General features: G+C 47.3%; 21 protein-coding genes. 7 read left to right on the top strand and 14 right to left on the bottom strand.

Features of this window, described 5'->3' with window-relative positions; translation table 11 throughout:
- Positions 1–5 precede the first annotated feature (5 nt).
- The 8 genes from JIE71_RS11190 to JIE71_RS11155 all read right to left on the bottom strand — a co-directional run bounded on the left by JIE71_RS11190 (position 6) and on the right by JIE71_RS11155 (position 9,382).
- Positions 6–722, bottom strand: a complete 717-nt coding sequence (locus tag JIE71_RS11190; protein WP_199508794.1) for an excalibur calcium-binding domain-containing protein — start codon at positions 720–722, stop codon at positions 6–8.
- 80 nt (positions 723–802) lie between these two features.
- Positions 803–1,066 (bottom strand): Txe/YoeB family addiction module toxin, encoded by a 264-nt coding sequence (locus JIE71_RS11185; RefSeq protein WP_199508793.1) that lies wholly within the window; start codon positions 1,064–1,066, stop codon positions 803–805.
- 21 nt (positions 1,067–1,087) lie between these two features.
- The gene (locus tag JIE71_RS11180; RefSeq protein ID WP_199508792.1) at positions 1,088–1,396 is read right to left on the bottom strand and encodes a type II toxin-antitoxin system Phd/YefM family antitoxin; all 309 of its coding nucleotides are present in this window, start codon (positions 1,394–1,396) and stop codon (positions 1,088–1,090) included.
- Positions 1,397–1,475: 79 nt separating this feature from the next.
- Positions 1,476–4,109 (bottom strand): Fe/S-dependent 2-methylisocitrate dehydratase AcnD, encoded by a 2,634-nt coding sequence (acnD, locus tag JIE71_RS11175; protein ID WP_199508881.1) that lies wholly within the window; start codon positions 4,107–4,109, stop codon positions 1,476–1,478.
- A gap of 221 nt (positions 4,110–4,330) precedes the next feature.
- Entirely contained in the window at positions 4,331–5,458 is a 1,128-nt protein-coding gene (prpC, locus tag JIE71_RS11170; RefSeq protein WP_199508791.1) for a 2-methylcitrate synthase, read from the bottom strand.
- A gap of 65 nt (positions 5,459–5,523) precedes the next feature.
- Complete coding sequence (prpB, locus tag JIE71_RS11165; protein WP_199508790.1) at positions 5,524–6,426, bottom strand: methylisocitrate lyase; 903 nt, start codon at positions 6,424–6,426, stop codon at positions 5,524–5,526.
- 413 nt (positions 6,427–6,839) lie between these two features.
- Complete coding sequence (locus tag JIE71_RS11160; protein WP_199508789.1) at positions 6,840–8,114, bottom strand: NRAMP family divalent metal transporter; 1,275 nt, start codon at positions 8,112–8,114, stop codon at positions 6,840–6,842.
- Between the two features lie 305 nt (positions 8,115–8,419).
- Positions 8,420–9,382: a LysR family transcriptional regulator gene (locus JIE71_RS11155; RefSeq protein WP_199508788.1), complete on the bottom strand. Its 963-nt coding sequence runs from the start codon at positions 9,380–9,382 to the stop codon at positions 8,420–8,422.
- Between the two features lie 251 nt (positions 9,383–9,633).
- Here JIE71_RS11155 and JIE71_RS11150 point away from each other — a divergent pair, with 251 nt between their 5' ends.
- The 3 genes from JIE71_RS11150 (at position 9,634) to JIE71_RS11140 (ending at position 12,641) form a co-directional block, all read left to right on the top strand.
- Positions 9,634–10,404 (top strand): hypothetical protein, encoded by a 771-nt coding sequence (locus tag JIE71_RS11150; RefSeq protein ID WP_199508787.1) that lies wholly within the window; start codon positions 9,634–9,636, stop codon positions 10,402–10,404.
- Positions 10,405–10,819: 415 nt separating this feature from the next.
- Positions 10,820–12,145, top strand: a complete 1,326-nt coding sequence (locus JIE71_RS11145) for a hypothetical protein (protein ID WP_199508786.1) — start codon at positions 10,820–10,822, stop codon at positions 12,143–12,145.
- 52 nt (positions 12,146–12,197) lie between these two features.
- On the top strand, positions 12,198–12,641 hold the full coding sequence (locus JIE71_RS11140) for a hypothetical protein (RefSeq protein WP_199508785.1): 444 nt from the start codon (positions 12,198–12,200) through the stop codon (positions 12,639–12,641).
- Between the two features lie 118 nt (positions 12,642–12,759).
- Here the strand turns inward: JIE71_RS11140 and JIE71_RS11135 are convergent, their stop codons facing one another.
- Positions 12,760–12,942 (bottom strand): hypothetical protein, encoded by a 183-nt coding sequence (locus tag JIE71_RS11135; protein ID WP_199508784.1) that lies wholly within the window; start codon positions 12,940–12,942, stop codon positions 12,760–12,762.
- Between the two features lie 200 nt (positions 12,943–13,142).
- On the opposite strand from JIE71_RS11135, the gene JIE71_RS11130 reads away from it, so the two are divergent.
- Entirely contained in the window at positions 13,143–13,586 is a 444-nt protein-coding gene (locus tag JIE71_RS11130; protein WP_228284660.1) for a type 1 glutamine amidotransferase, read from the top strand.
- 118 nt (positions 13,587–13,704) lie between these two features.
- A complete protein-coding gene (locus JIE71_RS11125; RefSeq protein WP_199508783.1) occupies positions 13,705–14,610 on the top strand; it encodes a LysR family transcriptional regulator in 906 nt (301 codons plus the stop codon).
- A gap of 174 nt (positions 14,611–14,784) precedes the next feature.
- Here the strand turns inward: JIE71_RS11125 and JIE71_RS11120 are convergent, their stop codons facing one another.
- The 4 genes from JIE71_RS11120 to JIE71_RS11105 all read right to left on the bottom strand — a co-directional run bounded on the left by JIE71_RS11120 (position 14,785) and on the right by JIE71_RS11105 (position 19,804).
- Positions 14,785–16,107 carry a DUF3100 domain-containing protein gene (locus tag JIE71_RS11120; RefSeq protein ID WP_228284658.1) on the bottom strand — a complete coding sequence of 441 codons (1,323 nt, stop codon included), beginning with the start codon at positions 16,105–16,107 and terminating at the stop codon, positions 14,785–14,787.
- A gap of 85 nt (positions 16,108–16,192) precedes the next feature.
- Positions 16,193–17,365, bottom strand: coding sequence for a M20 aminoacylase family protein (locus JIE71_RS11115; protein WP_199508782.1), 1,173 nt, complete (start codon positions 17,363–17,365; stop codon positions 16,193–16,195).
- Between the two features lie 18 nt (positions 17,366–17,383).
- Complete coding sequence (locus JIE71_RS11110; protein ID WP_199508781.1) at positions 17,384–18,922, bottom strand: aldehyde dehydrogenase family protein; 1,539 nt, start codon at positions 18,920–18,922, stop codon at positions 17,384–17,386.
- Positions 18,923–18,925: 3 nt separating this feature from the next.
- Positions 18,926–19,804: an NAD(P)-dependent oxidoreductase gene (locus tag JIE71_RS11105; protein WP_199508780.1), complete on the bottom strand. Its 879-nt coding sequence runs from the start codon at positions 19,802–19,804 to the stop codon at positions 18,926–18,928.
- Between the two features lie 360 nt (positions 19,805–20,164).
- On the opposite strand from JIE71_RS11105, the gene JIE71_RS11100 reads away from it, so the two are divergent.
- Both JIE71_RS11100 and JIE71_RS11095 read left to right on the top strand, forming a co-directional pair.
- Positions 20,165–20,899 carry a DarT1-associated NADAR antitoxin family protein gene (locus tag JIE71_RS11100; RefSeq protein ID WP_416232032.1) on the top strand — a complete coding sequence of 245 codons (735 nt, stop codon included), beginning with the start codon at positions 20,165–20,167 and terminating at the stop codon, positions 20,897–20,899.
- 359 nt (positions 20,900–21,258) lie between these two features.
- Positions 21,259–21,858 (top strand): hypothetical protein, encoded by a 600-nt coding sequence (locus JIE71_RS11095; protein WP_199508779.1) that lies wholly within the window; start codon positions 21,259–21,261, stop codon positions 21,856–21,858.
- Positions 21,859–21,869: 11 nt separating this feature from the next.
- On the opposite strand, the gene JIE71_RS11090 is transcribed toward JIE71_RS11095, so the two are convergent.
- Complete coding sequence (locus tag JIE71_RS11090; RefSeq protein WP_206767437.1) at positions 21,870–22,616, bottom strand: zinc-dependent peptidase; 747 nt, start codon at positions 22,614–22,616, stop codon at positions 21,870–21,872.
- Positions 22,617–23,280: the final 664 nt, after the last annotated feature.

The raw sequence follows: 23,280 nt of genomic DNA, 5'->3' as shown, positions 1-23,280 counted from the left end.
AGCGATTAGCGTTTCTTTCTACAATGACCGCGCACTTTCGTACCGTTTTTTCTTACATAGCCGTTTACCCAAGATTGATTGGCAGCGCATTGGCTTGTATAACTGTATTGATTTTGAAGCGCTTCGCAAGGGATACCATCATTATCAGCATCTAAATTATATGGGTCATAGCTTGCATTAAACCCATTCTCCTTGAAAAACTGCATTGCCTCAGCTTGGTTATTAAAATCTTTACAGCTATAACTGCCAGATAAAGGCACTGCTAAAGTCTTGCTTTTTGTTGTATTCAGGTAGGCTTCAGCGCTATCCGCCACCAAAAAAACGTCAGGACTTACCCCTATAAAAATTTCTCTGCCCGCTTCTGATGGATCAAACGCAACCAGCATTTTTATTTGGTCAAAGTTATAAGCTTTACCATAAAAATCTATCGCACCGTCGTCATCGCGGAAAACAAACCAATCGGAGTAGGGAATGAGCTGATTTTCAAAAGGTTTTACAGCAGACTCCCAAGCAACGATAAAGCGCGTCTGATCCTCTTGATAACGACCACATAGCCATTCTGTTGTGGGGTCTTGAAGCGCGTAAGAATCACAAGTTGCTACTGAGCTGCCTAAACTATTGAGTACGTTTTCAGAGAACGCAAAATAGTCGCTTTGCTTGTCCATTTCTTTGGCAAAGCATGAGCTACAAAACATGAGCATCACTAATAATAGGTATTTCATGCTTATACCTTAACTATGGATTTACGTTAAACTGCTATAAATTAGAATATAACCACTCCCAACCAATCCCTTTTTCACAGTCAATAATGATACCGACACGCGATAATCGTCAAATACGCATCATCGACGGCGTATACCAAGCGGTGCGTGTCATCAATACGCCGCGACCAAAACCCTGCCAAATTTTCCTTTAAAGGCTCAGGCTTACCAATTCCTATAAATGGACTGCGCTTGCACTCGGTAATGAGCTTATTAATCCGTTTGAGCGTTTTCTTATCCTGCGTTTGCCAATAGACATAGTCCGCCCATGCCGCATCCGTCCACGCCAGCTGTCTGTTCATCATATCCCTTCCGTTATTGCCCTGTTACACGTGCGCGGTGTCCGCATCGCTGTCTTGACTGCTGTCCGTTATCACAGCATCAGCATCCACGATATCACGGGTCACAGTCTTGCCAGCGCGGTATTGGGCAATAGAGTCGGCAAGGTGCGCGGCGTTGGCAGGCGACTTGAGCAAATGCACGGTCTCTAATAAGCTGTTGTAATAATCAAGCGACATCACCACAGCATCTTCGGCATCGCGGCGGGTGATGATGGTGGCGTCGGCATCGTTGGTCACTTGGTCGAGTACGTCTTTGAGCTGTTTTCTGGCGTCTGAAAAGCTAATAACTTGCATGACAATCCCCTTTTTTCTAACATGTACAATATATGGTACATGTTAGATTCTTTTGATAAGAACGGCAAGGGGTTTTGGGTTACGCCGCATCCGCCGCTTCAATAAACTCCTTAGCAAAGCGCTGGAGCATGCCGCCCGCTTGGTACATCTTTAGCTCATCGGCGGTATCTAAGCGGCAGATGACAGGCGTTTTATCGACACTGCCATCAAGACGATGAATAATGAGCGTCATCTCGCCACCTGCTGAGACATCCCCTTTAACATCAAACACTTCGCTACCATCAAGCGCTAAGGTATGACGGTTGACGCCTTTGACAAACTGCAAGGGCAGTGCGCCCATACCCACAAGGTTTTGGCGGTGAATGCGCTCAAAGTCTTCGGCGACCACGCATTCCACACCCGCCAGCCGCACGCCTTTGGCTGCCCAATCACGGCTTGAGCCTTGCCCGTAGCCATCGCCCGCGATGATAATCAGCGGCTGTCCGCGCTGCATGTAGGTTTCTATCGCTTCCCACATGCGCATGATTTGCCCTTCGGGTTCGACGCGGGTATATGCGCCTTGGATAACTGTGCCGCGTGGGTCGCATGCCATCTCATTAATCAGCTTGGGATTGGCAAAGGTCGCACGGATGGCGGTCAGGTGGTCGCCGCGATGGGTAGCGTATGAGTTGTAATCCTCTTCGGGCAGTCCCATGCTGCGCAGATACTCGCCAGCGGCAGAGTCAGGCATGATGGCGTTGGATGGCGATAGGTGATCGGTGGTGATGTTATCGCCCAAGATAGCTAACGGGCGCATACCTGTCAGGCGGTTTTGCCGCGCCATTTTGCCTTCCCAATAAGGCGGACGGCGAATATAGGTGCTTTGACTGCGCCACGGATACAGCGGGCTGACGCTCTTATCATGGCTGTCTTTTTCGGCATCAAACATCGGGATATACACGGCGTTAAACTGCTCAGGCTTGACCGCCTCATTCACGATGGCATCGACTTCGGCATCATCGAACCAAATGTCTTTCAGATAAATCGGCGTGCCTGTGTCGTCATAGCCAAGCGCATCTTTTTCAATATCAAAGCGGATAGTGCCCGCAATGGCGTAAGCGATCACTAAGGGCGGTGACGCCAAAAAGGCTTGCTTAGCAAAGGGGTGGATGCGCCCATCAAAGTTACGGTTGCCTGAGAGTACAGCGGTGGTAAATAAGTCGCGGCGGATGATTTGCTGCTCGATATCAGGGTCAAGCGCGCCACTCATGCCATTGCAGGTGGTACACGCAAAGCCGACCACATCAAAGCCAAGCTTTTGTAACTCAGGCAATAGATTGGCATCTTCTAAGTACATTTTGACAGTTTTTGAGCCAGGGGCGAGCGAGGTTTTGACCCACGGCTGACGCAGTAAGCCTTTTTGGTTGGCATTACGCGCCACCAAGCCTGCGGCAATCATATTGCGCGGGTTGGAAGTATTGGTACAGCTGGTAATGGCAGCGATAATGACCGCGCCGTCTGGCATGCTGGCAGGATGAGTGTCGTCTCTGTGCCCTTCGGTGACGCTGTGCGCGATGCCCGTACTCACCAAATCGGTGGTCGAGACGCGGGCGTGCGGGCGCGAGGGTCCAGCAATGCTGCGCACCACTTGAGATAGGTCAAACTCTAATGTGCGCGTGTAAACCGCCTCGGTCATGGCATCCGCCCACAGTCCTGCCATCTTTGCATACTGCTCGACCAGCTGCACTTGCTCGCTGCTGCGTCCTGTCAGGCGCAGATAATCGAGCGTCTGCTCGTCAATATAAAACATCGCCGCGCTCGCGCCATATTCGGGCGTCATGTTCGACACCGAAGCACGGTCGCCAACGCTCAGGCTGCGCACCCCTGCACCAAAAAATTCTAAATAGCTGCCGACCACGCCTTGCTCGCGTAAAAAGGCAGTTAAAGATAAGACCAAATCCGTACCCGTCACGCCTTTTTGCAAATTGCCTGTCAGCTCGACGCCGATAATGTCAGGCACACGCATATAGGAGGGATTGCCCAGCATCACGCTTTCGGCTTCTAGCCCGCCCACACCGAGCGAAATCACGCCGAGCGCATCGACCATCGGCGTGTGGCTGTCCGTGCCGACCAAGGTATCAGGAAAGGCAACGACATCGCCCGCACTATCGCTTGCTTGCTGCACCACAGGTGACATTTTTTCAAGGTTAATCTGGTGCATGATGCCGTTACCAGGCGGCACGACATTGACATTATCAAAGGCGTCTTGGCACCAATTAATAAAGTCAAAACGGTCTTGGTTGCGCCGCGCTTCGATGGCGCGGTTTTTTTCTAAGGCATTGTCCTCAAAGCCTGCGTGCTCGACCGCTAAGGAATGGTCAACTATCAGTTGAGTAGGCACAATGGGATTGACCTTGGCAGGGTCGCCGCCTTTTTCGGCAATCGCTTCGCGCAATCCCGCCAAATCGACAAACGCCGTCTGCCCCAAAATATCATGGCAGACCACGCGCGCAGGATACCACGGCCAGTCCATATCCTGCTGACGGTTGATGTGCTGGGATAGGGCAGCGCTCAAGTCCTCAGGCGGGCAGCGGCGCACGAGATTTTCACAAAACACCTTGGAGCAAAAGGGCAGCTTGGCATACGCGCCCGCCTCGATAGCGTCTACCGCCGCACGGGTGTCAAAGTAGTATAGGTCGGTGTCTGGCAGCTGGGTTTTGTATTGATGGTTCATCGGTTGTACTGGGGTCTTGTCCATGAGTCACCTGTAGCGGTTGGCGGGTTGGTATGTGGGGTGTTTTTGTTGGTATTTAGCAGGTTGTTGCGTTGCTAGCCTTTTTTAATGCCGACTGAATATCAAGAGTATTATCGAAAATCATTGTGTTTTAACTTGTTTAAAAAATGACGGTAGAGCATCAAAGGACTGATACCCTACACATTTTTATGTGAATAAAATCAACGCTCCCCAATCTCAGGCACGCTGCGGGCGTCCTCGCCAATATAGTCCGCGCTTGGGCGAATGATGCGATTGTCCGCACGCTGCTCGAACACATGCGCCGCCCAACCTGTCACCCGCGAACATACAAAAATTGGCGTAAACAGTTGGGTAGGAATGCCCATAAAGTGATAGGCGGAGGCATGAAAAAAGTCGGCATTGGCGAACATTTTTTTCTCGCGCCACATGACCTCTTCAACGCGTACCGAGATGGGATACAGACGGTTATCATTCACCTCTGCTGCCAGCTTTTCTGCCCATTGTTTAATGACCACATTGCGCGGGTCGCTGTCGCGGTAGATGGCGTGCCCGAATCCCATGATTTTTTCTTTATTATCCAGCATGGTCAGCAGTGAGTCTTCGGCATGCTCAGGACTGTCAAAGCGCTCAAGCATCGCCATTGCCGCCTCATTTGCGCCGCCGTGCAAGTGCCCGCGCAAGGTGCCGATAGCGCCTGTGATGCACGAATGAATGTCCGATAAGGTCGAGGCGCATACCCGCGCATTAAAGGTCGAGGCGTTAAACTCATGCTCGGCATAGAGGATGAGCGAGACGTTCATCACTTTTTCGTGTAGGGTGCTGGGCGCTTTGCCATGTAATAAATGTAAGAAATGCCCGCCGATGGTCGCCTCATCGGTCTGTGTGTCGATACGCACACCGTCTGTGCTGTAGCGATACCAATAGGTAATAATGGCGGGAAACAGCGCCAGCATACGGTCGGTCTTGTCTTGCTGCTGGCTAAAGTCAGTCTCGGTTTCAAGGTTGCCCAGCATCGAGCAGCCTGTGCGCAGTACGTCCATGGGGTGCGCGTCCGCTGGCACGTTTTCCAGCACGGTTTTTAAGGCGTCGGGCAGGGCGCGCAGTCCGCGCAGCTTTTCTTGATAGGTGGCAAGCTCGCTTTGGGTGGGCAAATCGCCGTATAGCAGCAGATAAGCGACTTCTTCAAAAATACACTTTTCCGCAAGCTCGCTAATGTCATAGCCGCGATAGGTCAGCCCTGAGCCTGATTTGCCCACGGTGGATAAGGCGGTCTTGCCTGCTACTTGCCCGCGCAGTCCTGCGCCTGAGAGTTGTTTTGTCGTTGTCATGCATCACGTCCTTGTTCAATGCAAAAAGGGAATGGTAAAAAAAGCTATGAAAGGATTTTAAAAAATTATTGGTCTTGGCTCGGCTTGTCTTTAAACAAAGTATCGAGCTTGGCTTCGTAGTCGTGATAACCCAAAAAGTCATACAGCGCCATCCGCGTCTGCATCGTATCGACTACCGCCGCTTGTGAGCCGTCGGCTAAAATATGCTGATAGACATTGAGCGCTGCTTGGCTCATCGCACGGAACGCCGAGAGCGGATACAGCACCATCTCGACACCGACCTCATACAGCGCCTCGGTGCTGTATAGCTCGGTCTGCCCAAACTCGGTCATGTTGGCAAGCACGGGAATGTCCAAAACCTCGGTAAACTTGCGATACATCTCGATATCGGTCAGCGCTTCGGCAAATATCATATCTGCGCCTGCCTCAGCAAAGGCAACCGCACGCTCGACCGCCGCGTCCAAACCTTCAACCGCGAGCGCATCGGTACGCGCCATCACCACAAAGTCGGCGTCCGTGCGCGCATCCAGCGCCGCCTTTAAGCGGTCGGTCATCTCCGCGATGCTGACAATCGACTTATTGGGGCGGTGTCCGCAGCGCTTTTGTGCCACTTGGTCTTCGATATGTACCGCTGCCACGCCTGCTTTTTCCATTTTTTTGATGGTTTGTGCGATGTTAAACGCACCGCCAAAGCCTGTATCAATGTCCACCAGTAGCGGCGTGTCTACCGCATCGGTAATACGGCGGGCGTCCTCTAACACATTATCAAGGCTGGTCATGCCCAAATCAGGCAAGCCAAAGGACGCATTTGCCACGCCGCCACCTGACAGATATATCGCCTGATGCCCGACTTGGCTCGCCATCATCGCGCTGTAGGCATTAATCGCGCCGACGATTTGTAGGGGTTCGTTGTTGTCATTTTTTTGGCTGAGGGCGTGACGAAAACGCGCGCCTGCGGATGCAGTCATGAGGATTCCTTATACGTAGCAAATAGGCTAGACGATAGCGCTGATAACGCTCAATAAATGTGCTGTCAAACACGGTATGTCCATGAGCATACGCCGAAAACACACCAAGTTCAAAGCAGGTAAATACAGATAGATTAAACAATTTGTTTAATTTTTTACTTATTATTCATTTTTTAAATATACTTATGCGTAAGCCAAGTATTTTTCTACTTATTATTTATATTTAAAAATTCATAGTAAAAACTTACCGCGTATCATTTACACTTTTTTACATTGTTCTTGGGTGTGGCTTAAAGATAGACAGTCAATAAGGGTAGGGCATTTGCCGATTAGCGTGATTTTTGGCATTAAAAAACCCGCTAGCAGGGCGCTGGCGGGTTCTTATTTTAGGATAAGTTGTTGTCGCAATGCGCTTACGCAAGCAATCCTGTCAAGTTGGCTAAGAACAACAATGCAAAACCTGCCAAGAAGATAAGACCAGCGATAGACAGTACGTTCATACCAAAGGACAGCTTTTGGCGGTTTTTGACCAAGGAGTAGTTTAACCAACCAAAAATCGGCGCAGAAACGAATGCCGAAATCATAGCGAATTTAAGCATGGAACCAAGCTGACCTGTAAAGAAAGTAATAATCACTAAGCCGCCACCGATAGCATAGGTCGTCCAAAAGGCGATTTGTTTTTTATTAATCTCCTCTTGTCCGCGTATCAAACGCCAGCATTCGGCATTGGCGCGACCGTAGCCGTCAGCACAAGTGATGGTCGTGCCGAACATGCACATAAAGGCGATAAAGGCGACGAGCAGACGCGACCAATCGCCGATGGTATTGGTATACATGCCGATAAGCTGCGCGATGTACGCCCCGCCAGCGGTCTCAATGGGCTGCCCCGAACCGTACTGCACAAACACACCCAACGATAAGAAAAACAGCGCCAAAATGGCCGAAATCAAATAGCCCACATTGAAATCAAGCAAACCTTGGCGGTGGTTGGTGTGGTCGGTCTTGACCTTGGCTGATGTCCACATTGAGGTAATCGCGGCAAACTCCAGCGGCGCGGGCATCCAGCCCATCAGCGCCACGATAAAGCCAAGCGTCGCCAAGTTCCAAGGTGACGCCGCCACAAAATCAGGCGTCATTACCGCAGGCTTGCCCGCCGCAATCAGCACCGCAATCACGGTCGCGGCAGTCAGCGACATCATAATCCATTTAGTGACTTTATCGAGCAAGCGAAAGTGCCCACCAATCAAAAACACCCAAGAGACCGCCGTCACGATAAAGGCGAGCGTCATGGTCGATAAGCCCAACGACTCAGGCAGCATAAAGCCCAAAATCACCGCCGCAATCAAGGACACCGCCCCTGTGCTGATAACCGCAGAGAGGATGGACAACACAAAATATACCCACAAATAAGCGGGTGAGCGTTTGGCGTAGCCTGCAATCAGGCTTTCATTGGCGTCATAGACATAATCGGTGCCAAAGCGAAAAAATGGATACTTAAACAAATTGGCAAGGACAATCATAATCGCCAGCTGCCAGCCGTATAACGCGCCTGCCTGCGTCGATGAAATCAGATGCGAGCCGCCGATTGCCGCCGTCGCCATCAAAATACCAGGGCCAAAGATACGCCAGCTAAAGCCTTGTGGCTGGGCGCTATTGTCCTGTGTTGTGTTGGAATAAGATGTACTCATAGAACCTCACTGAACCCGCTGTATTGGGTCATATATCGCCATACCAAAGATAATAAACGTGCTGTCTGTGTATTTGCTAGGCATTAGGGACTCACCCTGACAGTCAACATAAAGGCGACCCAATCAGATCGTTACATTAGCGAAAGCGCAAGTCACTGTAGGCGTGGCGTCCATTATCTTTGGCGAAAGAAAAGACGACTGTAGCATAAAGTGGGTAAAAAGTGAGCAAAAGGCAATGGACACGCAGTTTACGGCGCAATTTTGGGGATAAAACACGCTCTAATAACCCTCAAGAAACCTTGCCTTTACTCACCAAACGACTGGCGACGATAGGTAATGCCGTGCTGTTCATAGACCGCATATACAGCAGCAAGTAAATCAGCAACGCGCGGATGCGGACGGTCTTTTAGCGTATGCAGGTACACAGGGGAGGTCACATTTTCATGCCATAGCGGCTGATAAGCAATCTGCTCAGTACGCACCGTTTGTAAGCTGGCAGGCACGAGTGTCACACCTTCACCTGCGGCAACCAAACCAAGTGCCACTTGCAAATCACTGACCTCCGTCGTCATAAGCGGTGTCACCCCATGCTGTGCAAAAATATATAGTAGCGGCTCGGTAATGGGCGGTTCGGCGTGATTGGATGCAGATTTGCTCAAGGCTTGACGGATTGGCAAATGTGTCTTGTGATACAAAATTAAATGCTGCTGTGCCAACTCACTTAAACGCTGATACGGTATCTGTGCGGCAGGATGTGCCTTTGGTAGCGCCACCACATAACGCTCATGGCGCAGTAAAATCTGCTGCGTCCATGCATCTTGATAAAAAAAGCGCCCAAAGCCCACATCAATCTCGCCCGACTTCAATGCTTGCATTTGCTGATACGAGCTGATATCACACAAACGCACCTCAATGTCGGTATGCTGCTGCTTAAGCGTGGCGATGACTTCAGGCAATAAGCCATAAAGCACTGAGGGCACAAAGCCAATCCGCAGCTCAGGGCTTGGGCTGGCAAGGCGCTGAGTCATGCTGGTAATGGTTTGCATCTCAATGAGTAGCGTAGCTATCTTTTTATAAAAAAACGCGCCCGCCTCAGTCAACTGTAGCGGCCTGTGTTGGCGCGCGACGAGCAGCACCCCCATATCGGCTTCTAGCTGCTTGAGCAAGCGGCTAAGGCTCGGTTGAGACAAGCCTATCTTTTGGGCAGCGGCACTAAAGCTTTGTAATTCAGCGATAGCAACAAAGGCTTGCAGCTGTTTAATGTCCATAATATTTGCCTCTGTTTTTTATAACTTTAACCATCATAAGTTTGTTATTTTTTGGCGCATTTTGTGCAGCGTATTATTGAGCAGCTGACAAAGCTAGGCTACATTATAAAGATATCAAGTATAAGTAAGGCACTTTATCAGTATTGGCGCTTTTGCCATAATTTTTTAAATGAAGGCTATCGCTGGTTTGGTATTTTCTTATTCACACCGACCACACATGCATCATCAGCATTTGTACATGGGGGTACATCATGACAAATAATCATACCGACAACGATAAAGTGACGGTCGACCCAGCGAATACTGACACAAATGGTCGGCAAAGTGACATTTATGCGCGCTTTTTGGAACAAATGCAGCGTATTGACAGCGGTTCGACACATAATGCCGATGATAAAACTGAAGCGGACGATACAGCATACGAGCTGTTAAGCGAAGAAGAATTACAAATGTTTGCTGATTTTGATGAGCAAACCGCCGAAATGTCGGCGCGCTATGATGCCGAACACCCTGAAGAGGTCGCTGCAGAAAATCAGCCACCGCCCACATTTCATAGAGTAGAAGCGGGCGGCTTTGAAGATGACAATGCCGCACAAGCATGTCCGCTCATGACAGTTGAGCCACCTGCGCCCAATCCACACATCCTACAACCAAAAAAACCAGTCACCAAAACATCAAAGCATCTGCTGCGCGGATTGATGCTGCTCGCTATTGGTATTGTGAGCGGTGTCATTATCAGCGCGCTTGCAATTTTGGCACTGAATCCTGACGCGATACAGATGGTCATGGGTAATGATGCCGAGCCAACCATTGAGACCGCAAATGCACCAGCATCTGCCAAACCAGCCACCGCAGCGGTTGCGCAAAACGCGGCAACAGCCAATAATGCTACCAACACGGCCGCTGCCACAGAAGATAATATGGTAGAGACTGTCAGCTCGCCTGCGGAAAATAGCGCCATCAGCTATGAAGACTTCCGCGAAGAATCACAGACGACGTTGTATCGGGATACGAGTAAGTAAAAAAATGGGTGTCATACAAACAGTTATTAGGGCAATAATAAAATTGTAAGATAAATTGATGGCTTTTGGGAGCGTTATGGCGAGGTTTTCTTGATAAGGCCTATAAAAATTGCGGGTAGACATGATAGGTTAAGTGGTGATAAAGGTAGTATAATAATCTATATCAATTAAGAGATATTTTTATAAAAATCATGCTCGCGTACGTACATAGAATTGATTAATTAGGGTATAGGTAGAGTTCTGTGCAAAAAATAGATGCTTGAGCAAAGGTTTATTTAAAACTAGCTATAATCAGTTATTTAAGAATGGATTTTTTTTGTGGGTATTTTGGACAAATGCTTTATTGTTAATACTTTGAACGCTATAAATGGAGTAAAATAATGCATACCAAAACATTGAATGACTAAGGAGATTTGTGGATATTTTTAACAATCGAGAGATTGCAGTAGGGTTTTGGCTATCAGTGACTTTATTCTATATCTTTTTATCTCCTAAGATGACCGATGTCAGAACCTCACTTAAACACTTGCTATCCGCATTTTTCGTAAAACAAATTATGTCAGTGCTCTTATGGATGATTGTCTATATATCATTTATCATCTTTTTCCTATATAAGGTGGGCTTATGGAATACTGGTCAGATAAAGAATACTGTATTTTGGTGTGTGTCTTTTAGCTTTACGTCTCTTTTTAAAATTGAATCTATCAAAGAAGATAAAAACTTCTTTAAAAACTCAGTGATAGACAGTTTTAAATTATTAGCGATTCTTCAATTTATAATTGGCGTATACACTTTTTCAGTTTGGATTGAGATTTTATTAATTCCTGTTTTGGTGTTGATGGGTGCTATGTTAGCTATTGCTGAAAAAAGTGAAAGACATAATAAGGTTAAAACGCTACTCAACTTTTTCATATTTGTATTTGGTATCATTTTGATTACTTATACATTATACATGTTGACGACTAATTTTAGTGATTTTGGAAGTACAAACACTGCGTATGACTTCTTCATTCCGCCATTATTAACTCTTCTATACTTACCATTTGTTTTCTTTATGATATTATATTCAACATATGAGTTGGTTTTTGTTCGATTACAATTTTCGATTAAAAGCAAGCTATATAGAAATTTAGCAAAAATATATGCACTCGTCTTATTTAATATACGAATGAGTTTACTTGACCAATGGTCATACTATGTTGTAAATGTAAATATTAAATCACACGCTGATCTAATAGAGTCATTCCAGCATATATTTAAAATGAGAAGATTTGAAAGAAACCCTTTAAATGTACCAGTTAACTTAGGATGGAATCCCTATCGAGCAAAGGAATTTCTTTCCCATAAAGGTCTAAATACTGGTTTTTATAACAACAATGTATTCGAACATGAATGGTTTGCTGTATCTAGGATGCAAGAATTTAGCGATGGCATTTTTCCCGACAATATTACTTATTATGTTGAAGGCTCTGAAGAGGTAGTAAAGGTACTAAAGCTAAAAGTCAATGTGAATGATGCTGTCAGAACTCATAAAGCATGTGGGAAGTTAGAGGAAGTGGCAGAAGCTTTAAGTATATCTAGCTTAAGTTTACATTTATCTGAAGAAATGAAAAATGCTATTTTAGGATGTCAGCCATATTCTGAGAAAGTAGATAATAAAACAATTGCCTTAATTGTAGAGTACTGGTCAGAGCATGAGTTCAATGGGTTTCACTTCAAATTCACAATATCAAGCGATTAATAAAGTAATGATTTTTTACTTGTGCTTAATTAGGTTAAAGTGAGTCAAACACATGAGCTATGACATTATAGAGTTAGCAAAACAGATCAGAGTCATTTATGAAAGAGCTAGAGAAGATAAATTCTCTCTTTTTATGGGTTCTTTTCAATTCCCAAAAAACAGTTGTGAAGGAGCATCTAGAGTATTCGGATATATAGTGAAAAAGTTATATTCAGAGGCTGACGTACAAATTATTGAAGGGTACTGTTACTCTAAAAATGAATATCACTACTGGACATTAGTGAACGGTCTTGTTTATGATTTGACCTGTGACCAATTTGAAGGGTTTAATTCGGTTATCTTAGGTGATAAAAGAACATTATTGTCAAAAGAGTTTGACGACATAGAAATATTTACGGAGGAAAATATATTTGATAATTGGAATCCTAGCAGTGAATATGATAAATTTCAGACGATAGAATATGTTGAAAGACATTTGAAACGCGAATATAAGTAATTGATGTTTTTTTACTGTTTCAGAACTCATCATGAACACAAAAAAAGCAGACATCATTGACATCTGCTTTTTTATTTTCAAAGAGTGTCTTAACTGATGGTTAGCTCTGAGGCGTGATTCAATACTTTTCCCCCGTCGCTTGCTTGCCACAAGCTTTGATGAACTCTAGATGTAGCACTTCTTCTAATATCACTTCATGCGTATAGCTGCTAGCAAAGCTGGTGGTGATCTCTGCCGCCACACACTGACGCATTGATTTCACTGTCTCACTGCCAAGTTTAACAAGCACATTGAACAGCATGTAACTCCTCACACCGCACACAAAACCAAAAGCGCCAAAAAAGAAAAATTAGGGCAAAAGCTTAACGATATACGGTGACCACGTATGTCCTTATCATAAGACTTGCCAACAACGCACTGGGCATCTACACTCATGCGCTTTATCACTTCAGGACAGGTAGGTTATGACATTACGTATTCACGCATTACTACACGTCGATTTTGAAGATTTGGGCAGACGCGCGAGGGCATGCCATCAGTTACACGCGTTTTTATCAGGGCGATAGCTTGCCAGCGCACGCGGACTTCGATTGGCTGATTGTCATGGGCGGGCCAATGAGCATTCATGATAAGAGCGACTACCCATGGCTTGTACAAGAAAAGCCCTTCATTCAGCAGAGCATTGACGCGGGCAAAACCATTATCGGTATTTGTCTTGGCTCACAGCTTATCGCGCATGTCTTAGGCGGGCAGTTCGCGCCATCAGGGGTGAAAGAAATCGGCTGGCTACCGATTGCGCTTACGCCAGCAGGTGCCAATCATCCGTTGTTAAGCGGCTTACCAAGCGAACCCTTTACCGTGTTCCATTGGCATGGTGATGGCTTTAGCGTGCCAAAAGGTGCAATAGCGATTTTTGTCTTAAAAACGTACTTAATAGTTGATTAAAGGCGCTCTTAGGAGTGTTTTTTAGCGCCTAGAGCATACCTCATCCTGCAATCTATTGCCAAGCCATCAAAACATAAGCACACTGTCTCATCAAAACAAGGATGGGTTGGAGAACGGAGTGACAGAGATCAATACAAAGCGGCTGGCTTATCTTTATGAAGCGGTGACGATGGGCACGATTCGCGCTGCCGCAGACAAGCTGAATATCGCGCCATCAGCCATCAGTCGGCAGATATCTTTGTTAGAAGAAGAGTTGACCTGTACGCTGATTGAACGCCACCGCAAAGGCATCACGCCGACAGAAGCGGGCAGCGTATTATTGCAGTTTTATCGAGAATCGCTTTCTGCCGAAGAGGCGTGTCTGTCCGAATTGCAGGCGTTAAATGGCCTGCAGCGCGGTCATATCAAGCTGGCGGTCGGCGATGGCTTTATTGGCGGATTGATGTCAGGTGCCTTGTCTGAGTTTTCCCGTCTTTATCCGACGCTAACTTTGTCCATCAGTACAGGCGGCTCTAATGAGGTTATTCGTCAGGTTGAGGAAGATGAGGCGCATATTGGGCTGGTCTTTCATACCAGCAGCCATCCGCGCATTCGCTCGCAGGTGGTGAGTTGTCAGCCGATGTATATTATTGTCTCACCAAAGCATCCCTTAGCGCATCAGACCAAACCCATGCAGCTAGAGGCGCTTTTAGAGTATCCTGTTGGGCTTGCTGAGAGTCGTTTTGGGGTGCGCCAACTACTCGCTATGGCGGAATTTCAACAAAAAATCCGCTTTAACCCCGTCCTCACTACCGACTCCTTTAATGTCCTCAAAAATTTTGCGCTCTCAAACATGGGCTTTACCTTCTTGCCTTATTTTGTGGTGTCCCAAGAAGTCAAAGACGGGCAGCTGATCGCGATACCGATAGACAACCCGCTGCTGGCAAGTGGCGAAGCGCATCTGATTACACGGCTTGGGCGGCAACTCTCACAAGGCGCCAACGAACTATTGCATTATATGAAAGTGTGGATGAAAACCTTATAAGAAAACCCGCCAGCAACACACGTTTGCTGGCGGGTTTAGTCTATCGTTAAGTTCATTCAAAAATGGTACAGCAAGATTAAACTGTATTTTTCTTGCTTGCTGTGACTTCGTCTTTCGATGCTACGAAAAATAGTGTTCAATTGAGCCTGCGTCTTATCACTTACCTTTTATCAATTACAACAACGCCTGTGCCACGATGGCAGAACCCAAAAACGTACCCGTAAAGGTGAGTAGGGCGACTACGGCAATTTTAAACCCAGACTTTTTGAACAAATTGACTTCCATCTGAGAGATGGCAAAACCTGCATAAGCAAGTACAGGCGTAATAAGCTGCAAGACGCCAAGTTTGTCCGTTTCTGCCAGCACATACGCGCTCATCGGGAACTGCGGCAGCGATATCACAATCGCCACAACCGATATCCAAGCAATGGCGGGTATCTTTAGCGGAATGATTTCTTTTATTAAGATGCCAATGATACAACACGCAAATAAAATCAGCATGGCAGGTAAGGCCGATATAGGATCAACGCCTTGTCCTACCCAGTTGCTTAGCAATAGCACCACACAGATAACGGCCAATAGCGACAAAGACTGCTTTACCGATAATACCGATTGCTCAGGTACTTTTAAATCAGGGTCAGAAAGTGCGGTAGCAGCGTTGCTGTTTTTCTTCTTAAACTTGCTGGTGACTTTATACAAAAACTCAGTGAACGGCAGCGCAATGAACAAGCTTACGAACAAGCCTGTCGCATACGTCAGCAGGTTGGAAGTCGCGGCAAAAGCGGTGATGGTTTCTTCTTGCGCGGGTACGGTTTCTGCGAGCGCCGCAGAACATGCGCCCATCATGCTGCCGCTACCAATACCGCAGGCCATCGCCAAGGCGCGAATGTCCATAATATTCATCGAGGCAATAATACCTGCCATTAACGAAAAATAAATCGCGCCAAACAAGGTACCCATCACATACACACCCATGACGCCGATGCCCTCAGGGCTTTGCAAGCCGTACTTATCTGCAATCAGCGCGATATTCGGCTCGCGCGCAATGGAGTGCGTCGCGCCGACGGCCTCTCTGCCCATACCAAAGACCAACACCGCCACAGGCAAAGCAATCAACGCTGTGGTGATGTTGCCCAACTCTTGTAGCAACAGGGCGGGGCCTGCGGCGATGATTTCTTCGACTTTTGGTCCAACACCCACACCAAACTTGGCAATAAACGGCATGATGCTCAGCAGTACTGCGTAGCTGGCAAATTTTGTCTTATCCTTAGAAATGACCGCTGCCATCGAAGGAATGACGTTGGGGTTAAGCAGTATGGTAAAGATAAACGCGTAGAGTAACGGCAATAACACCAATGTGCCAATACCGATAGGTATCTTGATAATGCCTATCCACTCTGCCAGCAGTGAGGCCAAAATCACCAGTAAGTGCAGCTTCCAATCAAACAAGTGCTTTGTCATGGTACTGGGCAGTACGTTGACGTTGGTAGGGTTCATAGCAACTCCTTTTGCCTATTGCCTATTATGTATGGTTAGGGTTTGATGTCATGACGATCGCTTGTTTTTCGCTTTTTATGGGTTGTTATGAGGCCGCTTCCTCCTTTACGGGCAGTTGTGATTCCACCAACGACACCCACACCTTAATCCCTGTCTCGATGGCATCGTCATTAAAGTCGTAAGCCGCATTGTGCAGCGGTTTAGAAGGGCTGCTGCCATCAACGCCCAACCAAAAATAAGCACCTTTGACAACTTGACTCATAAACGAAAAATCCTCGGACGCCATAGACGGCTCAACGTCGGTATTCACCTTATCCGCACCCAGCGCGTCAGTCGCCGCTGTTTTGATATTAAAATAAGCAGCGCTGTCGTTGGTGGTGACAGGATAGCGAATGTGATAATCCATCTCGCCAGTAACGCCATATAAAGGCGGCAAGGTCTTAACCATGTCTGTGAGCATATCCTGCATAGACTGACGCACGTCCATATTAAAACTGCGTACTGTACCTTTTAAAATGGCACAGTCGGGGATGACATTGGTCGTATCGCCACTGTTCATTTGCGTGACGCTGATGACGCCTGACTGCAATGGCGATATGCGCCGAGAGACAATAGATTGAATATTGGTAATCAATGCCGCGCCCGCTGCTATGGGGTCAGCGCCCAAATGTGGCATGGCAGCATGCGTACCTTTACCCGTTAAGGTAATCTCAAAAGTATCAAAAGAAGCCATCATCGGCCCATCATTGACCGCAATCTCACCCACAGGCAAACCTGGCCAATTATGCAGACCGTAGACGGCGTCCATAGGAAAAATATCAAACAAGCCATCGTCAATCATGGCTTTTGCGCCGCCCAAAACCTCTTCGGCAGGCTGAAAGATAAAATGAATGGTGCCGTTAAAGTTTTTATGCGCGCTTAAATATTTTGCCGCCCCCAGCAGTACAGAGGTGTGACCGTCATGACCGCAGGCGTGCATACAGTTGTCATGCGTTGATTTGTGCGCAATGTCGTTTTGTTCTTTGATGGGCAGCGCATCAATATCTGCGCGTATCCCGATGGTCGGGCCTTCGCCATTTTTGAGCGTACCGACAATGCCAGTGCCGCCCAATCCTTGATGCACGTCAATGCCAAACGACTGTAGTTTATCGACAATAAATGCCGCCGTTTTAAACTCTTTAAAGCCAAGTTCAGGCTGGCTGTGTATGTGCTGGCGCCATTGTTTGACGTCATCGAGTAAGGTGTCGTTGATTTGCATTTTATTTTTCCTTATCGCTTATTGAATAGAATAACCAAATTGGATGGCGGCATCTTTTGCGGTCTCGACCCAAACGCTTTTGGTTTGTGTGTATTCAAGCAAGCCTTCATAGCCGCTTGAGCGACCATAGCCGCTTTCACCAAAGCCGCCAAACGGCGACATGACGTTAATCGACTTGTAGCCATTGACCCAGAACGTGCCTGCATTGACCTCAGCCGCCATACGATGTCCGCGACCGATATCGGCCGTCCATACCGCACCCGCCAAACCAAAACGACTGTCGTTTGCTAAGGCGATGGCTTCTTCTTCGTCATTAAATGAAATGACCGATACCACAGGCCCAAAGATTTCTTCTTGCGCAACACGCATGTCGTTCTTCACATTCGCGAGTACGGTTGGCTGATAAAAATAACCGTTTTCACCGCCAGTAATAGCGCCTGCCTTGCCACCTGCGGCAACGGTTGCGCCGTCAGCGACACCGTCCGATACTAATGAGTGGATGTGGTTGAACTGCTTATGATTGTTGATGGGCCCGACCATCGTATCCTCATGCCATGGCAAGCCGACTGCCAATTTGCGGGTGGCTGAGGCCACGCGCTCAACAACTTCGTCATAAACGCTTTGGTGCACCAATAATCGCGACCCCGATACGCAGCTTTGTCCAGCGGCGGAGAATACGGCGGCTTGTGCGCCCACAACGGCACGATCTAAATCGGCATCTGGAAAGACGATATTGGCCGATTTGCCGCCCAGCTCCAATACGCAAGGAATGACGCGCGCCGCCGCCGCTGAGGCAATCTGTGCGCCTGTTTTGGGCGAGCCGACAAAGACGACTTTTTTGGTGGCGGGACTATTAATCGCTGCAGAACCTGTTGTTTGTCCCAAACCATTGATGACATTAACTAAGCCACGCGGAATACCTGCTTGCTCAAGGATTTTCGCGAGTACGGTTGTGCTGAGTGGTGTGAGTTCCGATGGCTTGAGCAGCACGGCATTGCCCGCGCAGATGGCTGGCGCGATTTGCCAGCCACCCGTGAATATCGGCGCGTTCCAAGGGGTGATTTGCGTAACGACGCCATAAGGCTCATGGCGCGTGTAGTTTAAATGGCTGGTCGGCACGGGAATCACTTGCCCCATAATCTTGTCACACCAGCCCGCATAGTAATCAAACATATCGGCGACTTTTGCGACCTCAACGCGGCAATCACGAATCGGCTTGCCCGCAGAGATACATTCTAGGCGCGCCAAAGACTCTGCCGCCGCACGTATGTTTACGCCGCACTGCCACATGAGCTGACCGCGTGCGCTGGTCGTCATTGCCCACCATACTTTTTGCGCACTTATGGCGGCATCAGCAGCATCTGCCACAATAGCTTTACCCGCATCGCGATAGGTGAGAAAGGCTTGCCCCGTTGCTGGGTTAATCAGATTAATCTCGTCGCCTTGACCTGTTACTACCTCGCCATTCACAAAGCTGCCAAAGTCAGCAGTACCCAACAGCTCCTGCAATAAGGCGGCAACTTGCTGTTCCCCATCGTTTTCTACGATAAAACTCATGATTTACTCTCCCAAGCCTGCATTTTTAACCATGCAGTTAAAGTCCTTGTCATCAGCGATAGTGGTCGCACTTTGCGCCCAAATATCAGCAATTTTCTCAGCTATAGGCAGCGCCAATCCCATATCACGTATCATATCCTTAGCCAAACACACGTCTTTACGCATCAGCCCCATGGTAAATCCTGAATCAAAGCTATCGCTTAAAATCCAGCGCGGAAAATTGACTTCGCTGACAGCGCTACGACCTGAGCCTGCATTCAAACCGGCAATCAGGCTTTCAGGATTCAGTCCTGCCTTGGTGCCCAGTGCGATGGCTTCGGCAGTGGTGACTAGATGCGCGGCGCACAGTAGATTGTTAATCAGCTTGGCAGCATGACCATTGCCAGACGCGCCCATATAGACCACTTTCGCGCTTAAAGCGTCTAGATACACCTGAGCGCGCTCTAAAGCATTGGGTTCACCGCCTACGAGCATGACCATCGTACCCGCCTTAGCGCCCGCTGGGCCGCCGCTGACAGGGCAGTCGAGCAGCCCATGACCGAGTGGGGTTAGTGCTGCAGACAGCGCACGCGTGACGTCAGGTTCTGAGGTAGAGGTGTCAATGATGAGGGTGTTCGGCTGTGCATGGTCGATAAGACCATCTTTGCCTTCGATGACGGCTTGCACGTGTTTTGCCATGGGCAGGGATAGGAGGATGACGCCAGATTCAGCACACAGCGTTTTGATGTCAGGGACTACATGGACGCCGATTTCTGTAGCGGCTTGGCACTGGGTAACGCCGACGTCCGTGCCAAACACCTTAAAACCTTCACGAAGCAAAGACTGCGCCATGCCATTACCCATACGGCCCAATCCGACGATACCTACGGTTTTTTGAGTCATAACTATTCCATTAGTCTTGTATTGTCAGTCCGTTTTATTATGACCAATAAACCATGAAGAAGAATGACAACAAACCACCTTTTATGTTCTAAAAAAGGCAACACTGATGTTAAGCGGTCATTATTAAATAGATAAAATCATATTTTTAAGAAGATGGATTGAATGTCATTGTCCCGAAAATGGGCTGGCAAGTATGGCTATAGAGTAGAATCTACTTATGACATAGGTAGCAACAGAAAATAAGGCAAATAAATCATAAATAATAAGATACACTGCCTCGCGGGCGCTGCTCGGAGCGTCTATCGACCAAGTAGCGACAACCGAAATTTATAAAAGACGATTGATATAAGGCATCCTATCATGGAACAAAAAAAGCACCCTATGGCGCACAGACAAAATGGGGTAGAGCATAAGCCTGTTTTTATGCCTAGAGTCAACAGCGACAATCTGGTAAAAACAGACATGGTTCGATTCGAGCGTCATGTGGGCTTTGCAACCAGACAAAAGAAAAAATCCATCAACGATATGCATCAGGTCATTCGTAAAAAGTACGGCTTTAAGCATGTGTTGGAACTGTCTAGTAAATCGGGCGAGAAGTTGAGCTTTTTGCTGAATCCATCGAGCTTACAGCTGGCTAGTGATGATGGCAACCAGACATACAGCGTCGAAAATGCCTTTTATGCCAGTAAAGTGTTTAAGCACGGCGGCCCTTATACAGATTTGCTGACCTCAGCACCACGACAGGCGAAGAAAGATGAGCGACTCAGCCAGTCTGGCGCGCTGTTTGGTTATGATTATTTTGGTATGGAGTGGAGCGTAGAGCCACTGACCGCGTTTTATGACTGGCTATATATCACTGCGCTCAAACAAAATGAAGCGCTGCACGAACAGGTGATGCAATACCAAGCCTTTACGGATCTTACGTTCAATCCCAAAAAATCGATTCATAGTGCTGCGTATGCGCTCGCTATGTTTGTGGCGCCTAGCAAACGAGAGTTGCTTGATACCGTAGAAGATCCCGGTGAATTTTATGATCTCTATTATGATTTCAAAATCAGTAATACAGCGCATCTTTTGGAAGATGGCTGGGTCTAATAGATACGTAACGCTAGAGTAGAAAACATAGAGCAGCTCAACTTAGCGTAAGCGTATAAAAGTTTCTGCGCATCCATGAGATATGACGTGGATGCGCAGAAGAATATCTGATGCTATAAACGTTACCCTTAAACAGACCTTATTTAACATAATATACATTATGCGAAAACATACCAATGGCTTTAAAGGGAAGCATGCCATCGTTTATAGCGCTTATTATTAACAGATTTATGCTGCCAATTAATTAACTTGGCACAAAAAATCTCACTGCAACTTATTCAAAAACCCAATCATAAAATCATTCGCAGCGCGCACCAATCTTGCTATGCTAAAGCCATGCTCAAATAAGGATGATAACCATGAAAACATATCTCTACGGCATAATGCTCGCAATGAGCGCCGCGCTGACGGGTTGCCAAGCTGCACCTTTGAATAACAAGCCGACAACCGAGACGCCAGCCCCACAAAATATCAATCAACAAGCCACACAGATTATGACTGCACTTGAGCGCTCAGACTTTTTAGCCATCGCTGATGACATTCATCCAGTGTTGGGATTGCGCTTTTCGATGTACGCGCATGTGCAGCCAACCGACAAAATCTTTTCACGCGCGCAGTTTGTACAGTATGTCCGCGATGAGCCGAACATTCGCTTTGCTTGGGGTGCGCTTGATGGTTCGGGCAATCCGTATGTCGTCTCGTTACCGAATTATTTACAAAATTGGGTGGCGGCTGGTAATTTTTCTAAAGCAACGCCAAGCATCAACACCATTACCTCGCATGGCAATACGCTGATTAATATTAAAGACACCTATCCTGATGCGGATATCGTGCAGTTTTACACCGCTGGCAGCGAAAAATATGGCGGACTCGACTGGTATGATGTGTTTTTGGTATTTAAGACCTATCAAGGACAGCGCTATCTGGTCGCTATCGTTAACGACCGCTGGACGACCTAACCTTGCCTAATCTATAGCGGCGTCTGGCGAAAAAACTTAACCATAATGTCATAAATATCAGGATACGCATCAATAAGCTTGTGCGGGGTTTCAAAAAACACCTCGCTCAGCACCGCAAAAAACTCCGCTGGATTGGTCGCGCCATATCGATCTAGCCCTGATTTTCGGTGCGTTTGAAAATCCTCAAAATCGCGGGTCATAATTTCTGTCCAGCGCGCCGCGTCCATATCAGGATGCATGGGCGGAAAGCCATTTGCCCGACCGTTCATCATGTCGAGCTTATGCACAAACTCATGTATCACCACATTGTGACCGTCGCGCTCACCTGAGTGCTGCGCATCTTGCCATGACAGTATCACAGGCCCGCGTAGCCACGCCTCGCCGCTGCGGTGCTGGCTGCCTTCGTGTACGATGCCATATTCGTCCATGCTGGTTTGCTGGCTTTTATATGACCCGCGATAGATGATGATGGACGACCAGCCCTCATACCATTCAAGGCTTAGATTTAAGATAGGCAGACACGCTTGTAAGGCAATGGACTGCTTGACCGCATCTGTAATCTCAAAGCCTTGCGCCCCTGTGATGGATTTTTCTGCCAAAAATAGCGTCGCTAAGTCAAATAAATGGCTTAACTCGTCATCATTCAGCCTATCGAGAATGGCGATACGCGCCGCCGCCTGCTGCCAGTCCTCAGGCGTATAGTCGCTATTGTCCAATATACGCTGTTCACGCCATTCCTTAAAAAAATCAAACACCATACGTTTTCCTTATTTTATGATTATTTGACCCATTACAGCACAATTTGCGCTGGGCTCTGCTGGATAATCGTATCGTGTACACGTCCGCCCTACTCGATTTGTACTTACTTAATTTTTACCTACTTAGCTGACACACGACCTGCCATGTTATTAGAATAAAAATACTACTAATCAACAAATTACGATGCTTTTAAAAACAATAGCCCAAAAAAAATCGGAGCTAACCTACATAAACAGGTCAACTCCGATTTGATTTTTCTTGTGCCTATATGCTTGATATTAATATAAAAACGCCTCTATAAACATCGAGCATGGTGTTGTTCAATCTACCTCATAACTTGGTACATGGAAGACTCACTGGACTGCACCTAGATAGTGCCCCTAGTGCATTAGCTCAATCACGATTGCGTGATTGCGCCAGCGAGCTAATGACACTAGGGGCACTATCTAGGTATTAGCAGGACTGAAACAGTCTTCCTTGTGTTACGTGTAATGGCTTGTCTCGTGGATGACGCAACATCATCCCTCACCGAAACTCGGTGAAACGCTAAATCTCACAACAAGGCTATTGTGCCCTAGCCTTGTTTTTTTGGCAATACTTATCCATAAAATTTAGTCGATTTTATTAGTATAAGCGACAACTGGCGTCGCGCTCTTTTTATAC

The organism is Psychrobacter sp. bablab_jr014 (assembly GCF_016464015.1).
GTDB lineage: Bacteria > Pseudomonadota > Gammaproteobacteria > Pseudomonadales > Moraxellaceae > Psychrobacter.
The sequence above is the reverse complement of the archived record's forward strand: the minus strand, read 5'-3'. Positions and strand labels throughout refer to the sequence as shown.

Bases quoted from the DNA above. Each gene is read 5' to 3' on its own strand.
- JIE71_RS11090 (WP_206767437.1), bottom strand. From the start codon at position 22,616: ATGGTGTTTGATTTTTTTAAGGAATGGCGTGAACAGCGTATATTGGAC.
- JIE71_RS11155 (WP_199508788.1), bottom strand. From the start codon at position 9,382: ATGGACATTAAACAGCTGCAAGCCTTTGTTGCTATCGCTGAATTACAA.
- acnD (WP_199508881.1), bottom strand. From the start codon at position 4,109: ATGAACCATCAATACAAAACCCAGCTGCCAGACACCGACCTATACTAC.
- JIE71_RS11140 (WP_199508785.1), top strand. From the start codon at position 12,198: ATGAGCTATGACATTATAGAGTTAGCAAAACAGATCAGAGTCATTTAT.
- JIE71_RS11150 (WP_199508787.1), top strand. From the start codon at position 9,634: ATGACAAATAATCATACCGACAACGATAAAGTGACGGTCGACCCAGCG.
- JIE71_RS11095 (WP_199508779.1), top strand. From the start codon at position 21,259: ATGAAAACATATCTCTACGGCATAATGCTCGCAATGAGCGCCGCGCTG.
- JIE71_RS11120 (WP_228284658.1), bottom strand. From the start codon at position 16,107: ATGAACCCTACCAACGTCAACGTACTGCCCAGTACCATGACAAAGCAC.
- JIE71_RS11190 (WP_199508794.1), bottom strand. From the start codon at position 722: ATGAAATACCTATTATTAGTGATGCTCATGTTTTGTAGCTCATGCTTT.
- JIE71_RS11135 (WP_199508784.1), bottom strand. From the start codon at position 12,942: ATGCTGTTCAATGTGCTTGTTAAACTTGGCAGTGAGACAGTGAAATCA.
- JIE71_RS11110 (WP_199508781.1), bottom strand. From the start codon at position 18,922: ATGAGTTTTATCGTAGAAAACGATGGGGAACAGCAAGTTGCCGCCTTA.
- JIE71_RS11115 (WP_199508782.1), bottom strand. From the start codon at position 17,365: ATGCAAATCAACGACACCTTACTCGATGACGTCAAACAATGGCGCCAG.
- prpC (WP_199508791.1), bottom strand. From the start codon at position 5,458: ATGACAACGACAAAACAACTCTCAGGCGCAGGACTGCGCGGGCAAGTA.
- JIE71_RS11180 (WP_199508792.1), bottom strand. From the start codon at position 1,396: ATGCAAGTTATTAGCTTTTCAGACGCCAGAAAACAGCTCAAAGACGTA.
- JIE71_RS11105 (WP_199508780.1), bottom strand. From the start codon at position 19,804: ATGACTCAAAAAACCGTAGGTATCGTCGGATTGGGCCGTATGGGTAAT.
- JIE71_RS11160 (WP_199508789.1), bottom strand. From the start codon at position 8,114: ATGAGTACATCTTATTCCAACACAACACAGGACAATAGCGCCCAGCCA.
- JIE71_RS11100 (WP_416232032.1), top strand. From the start codon at position 20,165: ATGGAACAAAAAAAGCACCCTATGGCGCACAGACAAAATGGGGTAGAG.
- prpB (WP_199508790.1), bottom strand. From the start codon at position 6,426: ATGACTGCATCCGCAGGCGCGCGTTTTCGTCACGCCCTCAGCCAAAAA.
- JIE71_RS11185 (WP_199508793.1), bottom strand. From the start codon at position 1,066: ATGATGAACAGACAGCTGGCGTGGACGGATGCGGCATGGGCGGACTAT.